Source organism: Kibdelosporangium persicum (assembly GCF_013280595.1).
Lineage (GTDB): Bacteria > Actinomycetota > Actinomycetes > Mycobacteriales > Pseudonocardiaceae > Kibdelosporangium > Kibdelosporangium persicum.
This window is the reverse complement of record NZ_JAAATY010000001.1, coordinates 798966-813684: the sequence shown is the minus strand read 5'-3', so window position 1 is coordinate 813684 and position 14719 is coordinate 798966. Positions and strand designations below refer to the sequence as shown.

Annotated in this window: 16 protein-coding genes; 14 read left to right on the top strand and 2 right to left on the bottom strand. The window is 69.4% G+C overall.

The window, feature by feature from the left end; all coding sequences use genetic code 11:
• Window positions 1-69 precede the first annotated feature (69 nt).
• From bioB to GC106_RS03740, 3 genes are read left to right on the top strand one after another with little or no spacing between them, the layout of a single operon-like run.
• Complete coding sequence (gene bioB / locus GC106_RS03745; protein ID WP_173124297.1) at window positions 70-1086, top strand: biotin synthase BioB; 1017 nt, start codon at window positions 70-72, stop codon at window positions 1084-1086.
• Window positions 1083-1292 carry a biotin synthase auxiliary protein BsaP gene (gene bsaP / locus GC106_RS49940; RefSeq protein WP_446684926.1) on the top strand — a complete coding sequence of 70 codons (210 nt, stop codon included), beginning with the start codon at window positions 1083-1085 and terminating at the stop codon, window positions 1290-1292. The genes bioB and bsaP overlap by 4 nt, the downstream gene beginning before the upstream one ends.
• 39 nt (window positions 1293-1331) lie before the next feature.
• A complete protein-coding gene (locus GC106_RS03740; RefSeq protein ID WP_173124295.1) occupies window positions 1332-1940 on the top strand; it encodes a DUF2567 domain-containing protein in 609 nt (202 codons plus the stop codon).
• Window positions 1941-2010: 70 nt separating this feature from the next.
• Here the strand turns inward: GC106_RS03740 and GC106_RS03735 are convergent, their stop codons facing one another.
• Window positions 2011-2691, bottom strand: coding sequence for an LON peptidase substrate-binding domain-containing protein (locus GC106_RS03735; RefSeq protein ID WP_173124293.1), 681 nt, complete (start codon window positions 2689-2691; stop codon window positions 2011-2013).
• A 19-nt stretch (window positions 2692-2710) separates the two neighbouring features.
• Window positions 2711-3415: an NUDIX hydrolase gene (locus GC106_RS03730; RefSeq protein WP_173124291.1), complete on the bottom strand. Its 705-nt coding sequence runs from the start codon at window positions 3413-3415 to the stop codon at window positions 2711-2713.
• A gap of 57 nt (window positions 3416-3472) precedes the next feature.
• Between GC106_RS03730 and nadA the strand changes: the two genes are divergently transcribed.
• The 11 genes from nadA (at window position 3473) to hisB (ending at window position 14716) form a co-directional block, all read left to right on the top strand.
• Window positions 3473-4471 (top strand): quinolinate synthase NadA, encoded by a 999-nt coding sequence (gene nadA, locus GC106_RS03725; protein WP_173124289.1) that lies wholly within the window; start codon window positions 3473-3475, stop codon window positions 4469-4471.
• The gene (locus tag GC106_RS03720; RefSeq protein WP_173124287.1) at window positions 4468-6090 is read left to right on the top strand and encodes an L-aspartate oxidase; all 1623 of its coding nucleotides are present in this window, start codon (window positions 4468-4470) and stop codon (window positions 6088-6090) included. The genes nadA and GC106_RS03720 overlap by 4 nt, the downstream gene beginning before the upstream one ends.
• A gap of 11 nt (window positions 6091-6101) precedes the next feature.
• Window positions 6102-6965, top strand: a complete 864-nt coding sequence (nadC, locus tag GC106_RS03715; RefSeq protein ID WP_173124697.1) for a carboxylating nicotinate-nucleotide diphosphorylase — start codon at window positions 6102-6104, stop codon at window positions 6963-6965.
• A 9-nt stretch (window positions 6966-6974) separates the two neighbouring features.
• Complete coding sequence (locus GC106_RS03710) at window positions 6975-8579, top strand: ABC transporter substrate-binding protein (RefSeq protein WP_173124286.1); 1605 nt, start codon at window positions 6975-6977, stop codon at window positions 8577-8579.
• A 10-nt stretch (window positions 8580-8589) separates the two neighbouring features.
• A complete protein-coding gene (locus tag GC106_RS03705; protein WP_312872389.1) occupies window positions 8590-9741 on the top strand; it encodes an aminotransferase class V-fold PLP-dependent enzyme in 1152 nt (383 codons plus the stop codon).
• Window positions 9742-9763: 22 nt separating this feature from the next.
• Window positions 9764-10138, top strand: a complete 375-nt coding sequence (locus tag GC106_RS03700) for a metalloregulator ArsR/SmtB family transcription factor (RefSeq protein ID WP_312872387.1) — start codon at window positions 9764-9766, stop codon at window positions 10136-10138.
• The gene (locus GC106_RS03695) at window positions 10098-10598 is read left to right on the top strand and encodes an SRPBCC family protein (protein WP_173124283.1); all 501 of its coding nucleotides are present in this window, start codon (window positions 10098-10100) and stop codon (window positions 10596-10598) included. The genes GC106_RS03700 and GC106_RS03695 overlap by 41 nt, the downstream gene beginning before the upstream one ends.
• A 205-nt stretch (window positions 10599-10803) precedes the next feature.
• Complete coding sequence (locus GC106_RS03690) at window positions 10804-11715, top strand: hypothetical protein (protein WP_173124281.1); 912 nt, start codon at window positions 10804-10806, stop codon at window positions 11713-11715.
• A gap of 3 nt (window positions 11716-11718) precedes the next feature.
• Complete coding sequence (hisD, locus tag GC106_RS03685) at window positions 11719-13035, top strand: histidinol dehydrogenase (protein WP_173124279.1); 1317 nt, start codon at window positions 11719-11721, stop codon at window positions 13033-13035.
• Entirely contained in the window at window positions 13035-14120 is a 1086-nt protein-coding gene (locus tag GC106_RS03680) for a histidinol-phosphate transaminase (RefSeq protein ID WP_173124277.1), read from the top strand. Before hisD ends, GC106_RS03680 begins: the two co-directional genes overlap by 1 nt.
• The gene (gene hisB / locus GC106_RS03675; RefSeq protein WP_173124275.1) at window positions 14117-14716 is read left to right on the top strand and encodes an imidazoleglycerol-phosphate dehydratase HisB; all 600 of its coding nucleotides are present in this window, start codon (window positions 14117-14119) and stop codon (window positions 14714-14716) included. Before GC106_RS03680 ends, hisB begins: the two co-directional genes overlap by 4 nt.
• Window positions 14717-14719: the final 3 nt, after the last annotated feature.

The window sequence follows — 14719 nt, the reverse complement described above, 5'->3', positions numbered from 1 at the left end:
CCTCTCCGTCAGCCTGTTCTTCGGGCAGACTGATCGACCGAACGCAGCACCGGGGCTCAAGGAGGACCATTGACGGCCGCAGCTGAGAAGACCGGCATCCTGAAGGTCGCGCGCGAGCAGGTGCTCGAGCGTGGGGCCGGACTGTCCCAGGAGCAGCTCGTCCAGGTGCTCACGCTGGACGACGACCGCCTCGAGGAACTGCTTGGCCTCGCGCACGAGGTCCGGATGCGCTGGTGTGGCCCCGAGGTCGAGGTGGAGGGCATCGTCAGCCTGAAGACCGGCGGCTGCCCGGAGGACTGCCACTTCTGCTCGCAGTCCGGCCGGTTCCCCACGCCGGTGCGCTCCGCGTGGCTGGACATCCCGGGTCTGGTGAAGGCCGCCCGGCAGACCAAGGCCACTGGCGCCACCGAGTTCTGCATCGTCGCCGCCGTCCGCGGCCCGGACAAGCGTTTGCTGGACCAGGTCAGGGCCGGTATCCAGGCGATCAGGGACGACGGCAACGACATCCAGATCGCCTGTTCGCTGGGCATGCTCACACAGGAGCAGGTCGACGAGCTGGTCGACATGGGCTGCCACCGCTACAACCACAACCTGGAGACCGCGCGTTCGCACTTCCCGAACGTGGTCACCACGCACTCGTGGGACGAGCGCTGGGAGACCTTGCGGATGGTCCGCGCGGCGGGCATGGAGGTGTGCTCCGGCGGCATCATCGGCATGGGCGAGTCGATCGAGCAGCGCGCCGAGTTCGCGGTGCAGCTCGCCGAGCTGGAGCCGGACGAGGTGCCGATGAACTTCCTCATCCCGAACCCCGGCACGCCGTACGAGAACTACCCGATCGTGGAAGGCGCCGAGGCGCTGCGTACGGTCGCCGCGTTCCGGCTGGCCATGCCGCGCACGATGTTGCGGTTCGCCGGCGGCCGTGAGCTCACGCTCGGTGACCTGGGCGCGGAGCAGGGCATGCTCGGCGGCATCAACGCGATCATCGTCGGCAACTACCTGACCAACCTCGGCCGTCCGGCCAGCCAGGACCTGGAGATGCTGGCCGACCTGAAGATGCCGATCAAAGCACTGAACGAGACCCTGTGACCGAAGCTGTGAGCTACTGCGGCTGGTGCGGGAAACCCGACGGGGAAACCGGTCACGAACTGTGCCGTAGGCGACTGGCACTGGTCGACCCGCCGAGGTTCTGTCCGCGGTGCGCGCGACGGATGGTCGTTCAGGTGACCCCGGCCGGGTGGACTGCGCGCTGCAGCCGGCACGGCGAGTCAACATCCGCACCGGCAACCAACTAAGCTCGGCTCCCTGGGAAGTCGACCAGGGGAGGTACGGCTGTGGCGGAACAGCCCGTCGAGGCGCGGCAACGGGATGCGCCAGCGGAGGTTCCGCCCTACGCGGTGTACGGCCTGCCGTACCACCTCCCGCAGCCGCCCCGGTCACGCGTGGTGATCAAAGCGGATCTGTTGCCCGCGGTCAGCATCCTGTCGTCGATCAGCCTGCTCGGTATCCCGCTGGCGTGGTTGTGGGCGCTGCTGGCGCCTGACCAGCTCAAGCAGGTCACGACGCGCGGCCTGATCCCGTTGACCGCCGAGAGTTACCACCGGTTCGACTCGATGGCGCTGTTCGTCCTGCTCGGCCTGGGCGCCGGGCTCATCGTCGGGGTGGGCACGTGGTTCCTGCGGGAACGCCGTGGCCCGGTCACGATGGTCGCCGCGGTGCTGGGTTCGCTGGGTTCGGCGTACCTGGCCACGTTGATGGTCGGCATGTTCACCGGCTGGATCTACGAGGTCCCGGCGACGACCAACGTCGGTGACACCGTCACGGTGGCCCCGACGCTGGAGTCGGTCTGGGTGATCCTCGCGCAGCCGCTGGCCACGGCCCTGGCCTACGGCGTGCTGGCGGCCTGGAACGGCATGGACGACCTGGGCCGCCGCCTCGGTTAGGCCCCAGCCACCCCAGCTCCGCCTCGTGAGTGTTTATCCGGGTTAGAACACGGATAAACACTCACGAGGGTTAGTTGAGGGTTATGGGGGCTGCGAAGGCCGAGGCGGGAGCGGGGACCGCGTGCAGGGCCGCGATGATCCCTGCTTCTCGCGTGAGCAGCGAGTAGACCATTCGCAACCGGTGCATCGGACGGATCTCCTCCAGCACGGCCTGCCGGTCCTCCATCGGCAGCAGGGCGTCGGCCGCCAGCAGGTGCGCGAGGTCGGCCGGGTCGGTCTCCGCCGCCGGCTCGTCCCAGTCCTCGCGTTCCCAGGCGGTTTCGCAGTAACGGCGGTACGCCGCCCGTGCCGACTGGGCCAGCGATCCGATGCGTTCGGCCCCGCCGGGCGGGATCTCGGCGTCCCGGATCCAGTCGACCGTGCCCATCAGGTACGGCGCGCTGGTCGCGTCGAGGTCGAGCAGGCGGAACCTGCGCTCACCGGTGGTGATGATGTCGTAACGGCCGTCCGGCAGCCGCGTCGCCTGACGCAGCACGGCCGAGCAGCCGACGGCCAGCAGTTGGTCGACCTTGTCGACCTCCTCGGTGACCGGGGCCTTGATCCCGACCACGCCGAAGCGCTTCTCCGGCACGGTCCCGGTGACCAGGTCGACGGTCAGCTGCCGGTAGCGCGGCTCGAAGATGTGCAGCGGCAGGTTCGCGCCCGGCAGCAGCACTGTCTGCAGGGGAAACAGCGGAAGTGTCTCGGGCACACCACTCAAAGTACGTGCATCACCGGGTTTTCGCAGCGGGCGGGCGCAACACCGCGAACTCGTCGGTGACCTGCATGCCCCGCACGGTGAACCGGAACAGCGCGGCCGGGCGGCCGCCGGACCGTCCCGGCTTGGTGGTTTCGCCGGTCGGTTCGAGAAGCCCGCGCCTGGACAGCACTCGTTGCAGGTTGGTGGACGACACGCTGTAACCGAGTGCCGCCGAATAGATCTCCCGCAGTTCGGACATCGTGAACGTCGGCGGCGCCAGTGCGAAGCCGATGTTGGTGTACGACAGCTTCGACCGCAGCCGGTGCCGGGCCCGCAGCACGATCGACTCGTGGTCGAAGGCGGTGGTGGGCAGCGCGTCCACCGGGTGCCACCGGGTGTCCGGCGGGACCTCGGGATCGTTGTCGGACGGCACCAGCCCGACGAACGCCGACGCGACCAGCCGTGGCCCGGGGACGCGGCCGGGGGCGCTGAACACGGCCAGCTGCTCGACGTGCGCGAGCTGCCGGACGTCGACCTTCTCCTTGAGCTGACGGCGGATCGAGTGCTCGACGTCCTCGTCCAGCCGGAGCCTGCCGCCGGGCAGTGACCAGCGGTGCACATGGGGTTCCCTGGCCCTCTGCCAGAGCAGGACCTGGAGTGATCCCTCTCTCACTTGCAGCACCGCGGCCAAAACCTCATGGCCGAGCAAGGGGGGCTCGGTGGTAGCATCAGCCATGTTTTCGATCCTTAGTCGAAAACCTCGGGAGCGGAAACCCGGAGCTAGGAGGACCAGATGACGGCAATCATGACTCCTTACAGCGGGGTCGAGCCGGACGCGGCTTGGCGGGACGAGGTTCGGCGCCTGGTGGACCAGCGCGACGCCGTCCTGCTCGCGCACAACTACCAGCTTCCCGAGATCCAGGACATCGCGGACTTTACTGGGGACTCGCTGGCGCTGTCGCGGATCGCCGCCGAAAGCAGCGCGTCCACCATCGTGTTCTGCGGTGTGCACTTCATGGCCGAGACGGCCAAGATCCTGTCGCCGGGCAAGACCGTGCTGATCCCGGACGAGCGGGCGGGGTGTTCGCTCGCCGACTCGATCACCGCGGCGGACCTGCGGGCGTGGAAGGCGCAGCACCCGGACGCGGTGGTGGTGTCCTATGTGAACACCACGGCCGAGGTGAAGGCCGAGACCGACATCTGCTGCACTTCCTCGAACGCAGTTGACGTAGTCGCCTCGATTCCCGCGGACAAGGAGGTGCTGTTCTGCCCCGATCAGTTCCTCGGCGCGCACGTCAAGCGGGTGACCGGCCGGGACAACATCCACGTCTGGGCGGGCGAGTGCCACGTCCACGCCGCGATCAACGGCCCTGAACTGGCCGAACGAGCCTCGCAGGACCCGTCGGCGGACCTGTTCGTGCACCCGGAGTGCGGCTGCGCGACCTCGGCGCTGTACCTGGCGGGCGAGGGCATCGTCCCGGCGGAGAAGGTGAAGATCCTCTCCACCGGTGACATGGTCAAGGAGGCCAAGGCGACCCACGCGAAGTCGGTGCTCGTGGCCACCGAGATCGGCATGCTGCACCAGTTGCGCAAGGCCGCGCCGGAGATCGACTTCCGGGCGGTGAACGACCGCGCGTCGTGCCGCTACATGAAGATGATCACACCCGCCGCGTTGCTGCGCAGCCTGCGGGAGAACAAGGACGAGGTGCACGTCGACCCGGACACCGCGGCCCGCGCGCGGGCGTCGGTCCAGCGGATGATCGAGATCGGCCGGCCCGGCGGTGGCGAGTGAGCCCGCGCTGGGAGGCTCGCGCGGACGTGATCGTGGTCGGTACCGGCGTGGCCGGGCTGACCGCGGCGCTGGAGGCCCGTGAACGGGGCCTGCGGGTCCTGGTCATCACCAAGGCGTCGGCGGGTGCCGGGAACACGCGCTGGGCGCAGGGCGGTGTCGCGGTCGTCCTGCCCGACGAGCACGACGAAGGCGATTCGGTCGCGGCGCACGTGGAGGACACGCTGGTGGCGGGCGTTGGCCTCGGTGACGACGACGCGGTCGCGGCGATCCTGGCGGACGGCGCGACAGCGGTGACGCGGCTGCGCAAGCTCGGCGCGGTCTTCGACCCCGGTTCGAACGGACAGCTGGCCAGGACGCGGGAAGGCGGCCACAGCGCGTTCCGTGTCGTGCACGCGGGCGGTGACGCGACCGGCGCCGAGATCGAGCGGGCGTTGCTGTCGGCGACTCAGGACGGGCGGGTTCCGTTGCTGGAGAACCACATCGCGGTCGACACGGTTCGTACCCCCACCGGCTCGGTTGTCGGGTTGCTCGTGCTGGACCCGAACGGTGTGCCTGGTGTGGTGAGCGCGCCGGCCGTGTTGCTGGCGACCGGCGGACTGGGCCAGTTGTTCCAGGCGACCTCGAATCCCGAGGTGGCGACCGCGGACGGGCTGGCGCTGGCCCTGCGAGCCGGTGCGCCCGTGGCGGACGTCGAGTTCGTGCAGTTCCACCCGACCGTCCTGTACACCGGCCCGGGCGCGCGTGGACGCTGCCCGCTGGTGACCGAGGCGGTCCGGGGTGAAGGCGCGGTACTCGTCGACGCGCTGGGCGAGCGGGTGATGAAAGGCGTGCACCCGCTTGAGGATCTGGCGCCACGGGACGTGGTGTCCGCCGCGATCACGCGCAGGATGGCGCTGGAACCGGGTGGTGTCGGCGACCACGTGTACCTGGACGCGACCCATCTGGACGCGAAGCTGTTCCGGCGGCGGTTCCCGACCGTGCTCGCGGCCTGCCGGTCGGTCGGGGTGGATCCGTCCACCGACCCGATCCCGGTGTCCCCGGCGGCGCACTTCGCGTGCGGCGGTGTGACGTCCACAGTGGACGGCCGGACCGGCGTGACCGGGCTCTACGCCGTCGGCGAGGTCGCGCGAACCGGGTTGCACGGCGCCAACCGGCTGGCGTCCAACAGCTTGCTCGAAGGACTCGTGGTCGGTGCCCGTGCGGCGAAGGCGATCGCGGCGGACCTGGCCGCGGGTGTGCTCGCCGACCCCAAGGCCGCGGTGAAGGCTCCCCTTCCGGCGGCTCCGGTCGCCGACCGGGACGTGCTGCAGCGTGTGATGAGCCGTTACGCCGGGATCGGCCGGGACGCCGAGGGGCTGGCGGTGGTCGGCTCGGTGCTCGATGTGTCCGCTGTGGACACTGTGCTGAAGACCAGGCAACGCGTCGAGGACGCGGCGCTGACGCTGGCCGCGCGAGCCCTCATCGCGGCCGCCGCGGCCCGTACGGAAAGCCGTGGCTGCCACGTGCGGACTGATTTCCCCGACACCAGCCCCGCGTGGCGGCACAGCCTCGCGGTCCGGCTCAACCCGTCCGGCCAACCGGTGCTGGCGGCCAACACGTTGGTGAGGAGTGCTGCGTGAACAAGGACGAGATGGCCGAGGCAGTGGCCGTGGCGGACCGCGCACTGGCCGAGGACCTGCGGTACGGCCCGGACGTCACCACCGAGGCCACGGTCCCGGCCGACGCGATCGGGACCGCGGCGATCACGCCCCGCAAGACCGGTGTGCTCGCCGGTAACGAGGTCGCGCTGGCGGTTTTCCGCCGCCGCGTGGAAGACCTCGACGTCCTGACGCACGCGCCGGACGGCATCGCCATGACGCCCGGTGAACCCGTCCTGGTGGTCCGTGGCTCGTTGCGCGGCCTGCTGACCGCCGAGCGCACGGCGTTGAACCTGGTCTCGCACCTGTCCGGGGTGGCGAGCCTCACCAAGGCGTGGGTGGACGCGATCGCGGGCACCGGCTGCGTGATCCGGGACACCCGCAAGACCATGCCCGGCCTGCGGCTGCTGGAGAAGCACGCGGTCCGGATGGGCGGCGGCCAGAACCACCGGCTCGGCCTGGGTGACGCCGTTCTGATCAAGGACAACCACGTGCTGGCCGCCGGTTCGATCACGGCCGCGTTCACCGCGGCGAAACAGCACGCGCCGAACCTGCCGTGCGAGGTCGAGGTGGACACGCTGGAGCAGCTCGAAGAGGCCCTCGGGCTCGGTGTGGAACTGGTCCTGCTGGACAACTTCACGCCCGCGCAGTGCGCCGAAGCGGTCCGGATGGCCGCGGGCGGCCGTACCGAGCTGGAGGCGTCCGGCGGGTTGACGTTGGCTGTCGCGCGGGCATACGCCGAAACCGGTGTGCATTACCTCGCTGTGGGTGGTCTCACGCATTCGGCGCCGATCGTGGACATCGGGATGGATCTTGCCCCGGTCAAAACCACGGCAGGGGCCAACGCGGCCCGCTAGGGTGCGGATGTGCCCAGTCGTCGAATCCTGTTGAGCTCTGGCGCGCTCTGTGCCGTTCTCGGCCTGGTCGGTTGCACGGCTGCGCCGACACCGACCGCTTCAGGCAGCACCGACAGCACCGCGCTCGTGCTCGCTGTGCCGTCCGAGCCCGCCAACGTGCACCCGTTGGCGGGCTACGGCATCCACGGCGCCGCGCAGGTCTTCGACGGGCTGCTGGAGCACCAGGCGGACTCGGGACTGCGCCCGGCGTTGGCCACCGAGATGCCGACGCCGTCGGCAGACGGCAAGTCGTGGACCGTGAAGCTGCGCGGTGACGTGCGCTTCCACGACGGCAGCGCGTTCGACGGCAAGGACGTCGTGGCGACGTACCAAGCGCTGCTCAATCCCGCGTTCGGCTCGCCAGTGCGCGACCGCTACAGCATGATCACCGGCGTTACCGACGTCACGCCGCCTCCGGTGACCACGACGACCACGGCGCCGCCCACGACGTCCAGCCGTCCCGCGCCGCCACCGAGGACGGCGCCGGTCGGCAGCATCGTGCGATTCGACCTGGCCCGGCCGTACGCGCCGTTCCTTGACCTGCTGGTGCTCGGGATCGTGCCGAGCGAGACCGTGGCCGAGCCGGGGCCGGTCACCGGGTTGAAGTCCGTCGGCACCGGGCCGTACCAGCTGGAGTCCTGGCAGCACGGCGCCAGCATGACGTTGCGGGCCAACACTTCCTACTTCGGTGGCGTGCCGACGGTCGCGAAGGTGACCGTCGAGTTCATGCCCGACGACGACGCCCGGGTGCAGCGGATCCGTGACGGCAAGCTGGACAGCGCGGCGTTGCCGCCCGCGCAGGCGAAGTCGTTCGAGCAGTCCGACGTTTTCGCGGTCCTGCGCCAGCGCAGCGCGGCCGTACGCGCGATCCAGATGCCCGCGGACAACCCGGTGACGGCCGATCCGCACATCCGGCTGGCGTTGAACTACGCGGTGAACAGGCGAAAGATGATCGACGGTCCGCTCGCGGGCCACGGCATCGAGGCGTCCACACCCGTGTCGCCTGTGCTGGCCGAGTTCTACGAACCGACCGCGAAGTTCTCGCACGACGTACCGACCGCCAAGTCGTTCCTCGACACAGGCGGGTGGATCCCGGGTTCGGACGGAATCCGTACCAAGAACGGCGTTCCCGCGCGGTTCATCCTGACGTATCCGGCTGGTGACACGGTCGCCCGTGACTTGGCGACGGCGTTCGCGGCCGACGCGGACGCGGTCGGCGTGCAAGTCCAGACGCGTATTGGGGTGGCCGGGGCTGGTGAGGCCGCTGTGATCGGGGCGGGTAACCCGTTCGACCCGGATCTGGCCTTGTACCCGCTGATGCGCACCGGAGACGCGAAGATCACCGCGTCGCTGGAGGCGGCCAGGGCGATGGCCGATCCGGCTCAGCGCGTCGCGGAGTACCGCAAGCTTCAGCGCACGTACATCGAGGCGCCGAGCATGGTCGTGCTCGTCGGCCTTGAGCACACGTACGTGCTGCGCCGTAACTGGACTGGCTACCAGGCCGTGGTGGACGCGGACAGCCAGGACGCCACTTGGGGCGCTTGGTGGAACCTGTCGCGGTGGCAACCCAGGTAGCTTGAGGTATGTGATCGATCTGGGCGCGGTACGCGCGGACACCCCTGGCTGCCATGACCTGATCTTCCTGGACAGTGCCGGTTCGTCCCTGCCGCCGGCGCCGGTGCTCGACGAGATCCAGTCGCACCTGCGGCGGGAGGCCGGGATAGGCGGCTACCGAGCCGCCGCGGAACGTGCCGACGACCTCGAAGAGGGCTACTCCGTCTTCGCCTCGTTACTCGGCTGCGAACCGCATGAGGTGGCGTTCACCGACAGCGCGACACGGTCGTGGCTGGCCGCTGTCGACGCGATGTCCTTGTCGCCCGGTGACCGTGTTCTGGTCACCGAGGTCGAGTACCACAGCAACGCGTTGGGCCTGCTGAACCTCGGCGTCAAGATCGAACCGATCCCGTCGGACGCGTCGGGCGCGGTCGACGTGGCGGCGTTGCGGGACATGCTCGACTCCGACGTCCGACTGGTGTCGCTGGTGCACGTGCCCACCAACGGCGGCCTGGTGAATCCGGTCAAACCCGTGGTCGAGGCCGCGCACGCGGTGGGCGCGCTGGTGTTGCTGGACGCGTGCCAGTCCATCGGCCAGTTGCCGATCGACGCGGTCGAGCTGGGCGTGGACGTGATCACCGGGACCGGCCGCAAGTGGCTGCGTGGCCCGCGTGGCACGGGCGTGCTCGTGGTCCGTGACCAGTCCGGACTGCGGCCACGGCTGATCGACGGCAAGGCGGCGGTGTGGGAGTACCCCGACCGGTTCTCGTTGGCGCCCGGCGCGCGGGGGTTCGAGTTGTGGGAGTACGGCGTCGCGGAACGGCTCGGTCTCATCGCGGCGGCCCGGTATGCGCTGGGCCTGGGAATGCCGGAGATCGCCGCGACGGTCTCCGAGAACGCGGCGTTGACCCGGTCCGCGCTGGCCGATGTGCCGGGCGTGACCGTGCACGACCTCGGCCGTGAGCAGTGCGGGATCGTGAGCTTCGCCAAGGCGGGCCGGTCCGCCGAGGAGGTTCGAGACCGGTTGTGGGACAAGGGAATCGCTGTCTCGGTGACGTACGCGACGTCTACCCAGTACGACATGACCCATCGGGGCATCGAGGCGTTGGTCCGGGCCTCGCCGCACTATTTCGTGTCGCCCGCGCAGATCGCGGCCTTCGCGCGGGCGTTGACGGACGTGTAACCCATTGGTTACGCTTCCGCTCGTGTTGGACCTCGTCGCCGGTGCGGTCGCCGACCCGGTACGCAGACAGATCCTGGAGATGCTGCGGACCGGGCCGCTGCCGGCCGGGGAGATCGCGAACCGCTTTTCGATCACCCGCCCCGCGATCAGCCGTCACCTGCGAGTGCTGCGGGAGAGTGGCCTTGTTCGAGACGAAACCGTTGGCCGCCAACGGGTGTACGCGCTCGACCCGGACCGGCTCACCGAGCTGTCGGAGTGGGTCGCCTCGATGGTCGCGCCCGTGGCCGCCTGGGAGCACCGTCTCGACGCGCTGGAGACCGAGGTCTACCGGACCCGACGCGAACGGAGAACCGAGCATGAAGCCCATCCCGACCGGAAGACTGGTTCCGACGGATAAGGGATACGACCTGGTCCTGACCAGGACGGTCCGTGCGCCCATCGAGGACGTCTGGGCCAGCGTGACCGAATCGTCGCGGACCGCCAGGTGGTTCGGCCCGTGGGAAGGCGAAGGCGGCACGGGGAGCACGATCAAGCTCCAGATGGTCCACGAGGAAGGCCAGCCGTGGATGGACCTGCACATCGACGCCTGCGAGGCGCCGACCCGGCTGGCCGTCTCGACCACGGACGACAACGGCGTCTGGCGGATGGAAGTACAACTGGCGGAAACCGCCGGGACCACGGAACTCCGGTTGGTCCAGCACATCGAACGCACGGACGCGGTCGGCAGTTCGGGCCCCGGCTGGGAGTACTACCTGGACATGCTGATCGCCGCACGCGAAGGCAAGCCGCTGCCGAGCTTCGACGACTACTACCCGGCCCAGGAGGAGTACTACACCACCCTGGTCGCCACCCGCTGACCGGCGTGTCCACCTTTCCGGCACCCCGTGTCCACCTTTCCGGCACCCCGAAATTCCCCTCACGCGGTGAACGACTGGGGCTTGCGGAGATTTCAGTGTGCCGGAATGTGTATTTCGTGGTGTCGCAGTGGTGGACACGGGGTGCTGCAATGGTGGACACGAAAATGGGGGGCGACCTCGGCGTTGATGTGGCACCGTCGGTGCGGTGACACTGATCGACCGGATCGAACGGACATCTGGGGTTCCCGGCCTCGCCGGTCTGCTTGCCGACCTGGCACCGGCCGACCTGAGGTCCTTGCTGCTCGAAGTCCATCGGCGGCAGGCCGCGAAACTCACCCCGGCGCAGGTTCTCAAGCAGTACAAGCAGGACCGCTTCACCGGTGTGGCTACTGTGGACCCCGCCACGCACGCCGACTACGACGCGTACGCCTTCAGAACCCTGAGAGACAAGGGGTACACCCCGGTCGAGCTGTCCCCGGTGAGTCCACTGGGCACGGTGAGTGTGCTGTCCGGGACGGACCAGAACCGCGTCATCACGACCGCGCGGGGTACCGAAGTGATGGCCGATTCGACCAACGCCCTCGCCTTGGAGTCCGCCGTCCGCAGGTCGGGGCGCGACCAGGTACGGCTGTGCGCGTCCCACAGGTTGGTCCGCGCGCAGCCGTTTCCCGAGGGATGGTCGTCACATTTCCGGCTGCTCGCGCTGACCATCGCGGGCCGGGACGAAGGGTCGTTCCGGTTCGAGACCGACAGCCTGTTGACGCAGCTCACGGCCATGGTCACGCTGCTCGACCACCTGGACGACGTGCAGGTCCTGGTCACGGTCCTCGACGAGACGCGCCGGACGGCGGTGCAAGAGCGGGTCCTTGATCGGCTGAGGACTGAGTTTCCGCACGTCAAGGTGGATTTCGACGACACCCGTGAGCAGGGCAGGGGCTACTATGTGGACGCCTGCTTCGAACTGCGAGCGGGTGACGTGTCGCTGGGCGACGGTGGTTTCACCACGTGGACACGGCAGCTGCTCGGCAACGCCAAGGAGCGGTTGCTGACCGGCGGCCTCGGCCTGGACCTGATGCACGCCAGGTTCGGCCCGCGACGAGCCGACCCTTACCCTTGAGTCATGCTCAGCCGCATCGATCTGCGTGGCCGTGTGCCGTCGCCCGCCGAACTGCGGGCCGCCCTCCCAAGGGCTGAGACGGACGTGGACGTGGTGCTCGACCGCGTCCGCCCCATGGTCGAGGCGGTCCATCATCGCGGTGTCGAGGCCGTGCTGGAGTTCACCGAGCAGTTCGACGGCGTGCGTCCGCGGACCGTCCGGGTGCCCGCGGCGGCCGTCGAGAAGGCCGAACGGGACCTCGATCCCGCGGTCCGGGAAGCCCTGCTGGAGACGATCAAGCGGGCTCGTCTGGTGCACGCCGACCAGCGCCGCACGGACACCACGACGCAGGTCGTGCCGGGCGGGACGGTCACGGAGCGTTGGGTCCCGGTACAGCGAGTAGGCCTGTACGCGCCTGGCGGCCTGGCGGTCTATCCGTCCAGTGTGGTCATGAACGTCGTCCCGGCGCAGACGGCCGGTGTCGAGTCGCTCGTGGTCTGCTCGCCGCCGCAGGCGGACTTCGACGGCCTGCCGCACCCGACGGTCCTGGCGGCGTGCGCGCTGCTGGGCGTGGACGAGGTGTGGGCTGTCGGCGGCGCGCAGGCTGTGGCGTTGCTGGCGTACGGCGGCACGGACACCGACGGCGCCGAACTCGCGCCCGTGGACATGGTCACCGGGCCCGGCAACATCTACCTGACCGCGGCCAAGCGCTTGCTCCGCGGGTTGATCGGCATCGACTCCGAGGCGGGCCCGACCGAGATCGCGATCCTGGCCGACGAGACCGCCGACCCGGTGCACGTCGCCGCCGACCTGATCAGCCAGGCCGAGCACGACACCCTGGCCGCCAGCGTGCTGGTGACCACGTCGGAGGAACTGGCCGACAAGGTCGACGCCGAGCTGCGCCGCCAGGTCACCGCGACCAAGCACGACGAGCGCGTCACGACAGCGTTGTCCGGCACGCAGTCCGGCTGTGTCCTGGTGTCCGATGTGGACACCGGAATCAAGGTCGTGGACGCCTACGCGGCCGAACACCTGGAGATCCAGACGGCCGGCTCCCGTGACGTCGCCGCCCGGATCCGCAACGCGGGCGCGATCTTCATCGGCGCGTATTCCCCCGTGTCGCTGGGCGACTACTGCGCCGGCTCGAACCACGTGCTGCCCACGGGCGGCTGTGCGCGACATTCCTCCGGCCTGTCAGTGCAGACGTTCCTGAAGGGCATCCACGTCGTGGACTACTCCGCGGACGCCCTGCGTGAGGTCGCCGACAAGGTGATCGCCCTGGCCAACGCCGAAGACCTGCCCGCGCACGGCCAAGCCGTAGCCGCGAGATTCGAGAAGTGATGAAAGACGTCAAGCTGGAAGACCTGCCGCTGCGGGAGGACCTGCGCGGCCGGACACCGTACGGCGCGCCGCAGTTGGACGTGCCGATCCGGTTGAACACCAACGAGAACCCGTACCCGCCGCCACCCGAGCTGGTGGCCGACGTGACCGCCGCCGTGGCAGAGGTCGCGAAGCAGCTGCACCGGTACCCGGACCGCGACGCCGTGGCGCTGCGCGAGGACCTCGCCGCGTACATCTCGAAAAGCACCGGTTTCCCGGTCACGTACGAGAACCTGTGGGCCGCCAACGGATCCAACGAGATCCTGCAACAGATCCTGCAAGCCTTCGGCGGTCCGGGACGGTCGGCCCTCGGGTTCGAGCCGTCGTACTCGATGCACCCGATCATCTCGGCGGGCACGCGGACCGACTGGGTGCCCACGCCCCGGCGCGCCGACTTCTCCCTGGACCTCGCCGAGGCGGCCGCGATCGTCCAGGCGAAGCAGCCGGACGTGACGTTCGTGACCAGCCCGAACAACCCGACCGGCCAGTCGGTCCCGGTCGGCGAGCTGCGGGTGCTGGTCGAGGCCACGCCCGGGATCGTCGTGGTGGACGAGGCCTACGCGGAGTTCTCGTCCCAGCCCAGCGCGGTGTCGCTGCTGGACGAGTTCGGCCACAAGCTGATCGTCTGCCGGACCATGAGCAAGGCGTTCGCGTTCGCCGGTGGACGGCTGGGCTACCTGATCGCCGCGCCCGCCGTTGTCGACGCGTTGCAGCTGGTCCGGTTGCCGTACCACCTTTCGTTGCTCACCCAGGCCGCCGCGCGGGCAGCGCTGCGGCACGCCGACGCCACGCTGGCGTCGGTCGCCCAACTCGCCACCGAACGGGACCGGGTCGTCGAAGCCCTTGCCGGAATGGGATATTCGCCGGTGCCGAGCGACGCCAACTTCGTCCTGTTCGGACCGTTCGGGTCCGGCGCCTGGCAGTCCTACTTGGACAGAGGGGTGCTGGTCAGGGACGTGGGCATCGCCGGGCACCTGCGGGTCACCGTCGGCACACCGGACGAGAACGACGCGTTCCTGGCCGCCAGTAAGGAGATCATCGCGTGAACCGGATCGGCAGGATCGAACGGACCACCAAGGAGTCGTCCGTACGCGTCGAGATCGACCTGGACGGCTCCGGCAAGCTCGACATCGGCACCGGCGTGCCGTTCTACGACCACATGCTCACCGCGTTCGGCGCGCACGGCTCGTTCGACCTGGTCGTCCGCGCGACCGGGGACGTGGAGATCGACGCCCACCACACGGTGGAGGACGTGGCCATCGTGCTCGGCCAGGCGATCCGGGAAGCCCTGGGCGACAAGGCGGGCATCCGCCGCTTCGGCGACGCGTGGATTCCGATGGACGAAACCCTCGCGCACGCCGCGGTGGACGTCTCCGGCCGCCCGTACTGCGTGCACGTCGGCGAGCCCGAGCAGTTCAACACCTTCACGATCGGCAACAACTACCCGTTCGTGCTCAACCGGCACGTGTTCGACTCGCTCGCGTTCCACGCGGGCATCGCGCTGCACGTCCGGGTCATCCACGGCCGGGACCCGCACCACATCACCGAGGCCGAGTTCAAGGCCGTGGCGAGGGCGCTGCGCGCCGCCGTCGAGCCGGACCCTAGGGTGAGCGGGGTCCCGTCGACGAAGGGTGTGCTGTAGTGC

What these genes read in the sequence shown, in the direction of transcription:
- GC106_RS03730 (WP_173124291.1), bottom strand. Translation starts at nt 3,415, where the DNA reads ATGGCTGATGCTACCACCGAGCCCCCCTTGCTCGGCCATGAGGTTTTG.
- nadA (WP_173124289.1), top strand. Translation starts at nt 3,473, where the DNA reads ATGACGGCAATCATGACTCCTTACAGCGGGGTCGAGCCGGACGCGGCT.
- nadC (WP_173124697.1), top strand. Translation starts at nt 6,102, where the DNA reads ATGGCCGAGGCAGTGGCCGTGGCGGACCGCGCACTGGCCGAGGACCTG.
- GC106_RS03695 (WP_173124283.1), top strand. Translation starts at nt 10,098, where the DNA reads ATGAAGCCCATCCCGACCGGAAGACTGGTTCCGACGGATAAGGGATAC.
- hisD (WP_173124279.1), top strand. Translation starts at nt 11,719, where the DNA reads ATGCTCAGCCGCATCGATCTGCGTGGCCGTGTGCCGTCGCCCGCCGAA.
- GC106_RS03680 (WP_173124277.1), top strand. Translation starts at nt 13,035, where the DNA reads ATGAAAGACGTCAAGCTGGAAGACCTGCCGCTGCGGGAGGACCTGCGC.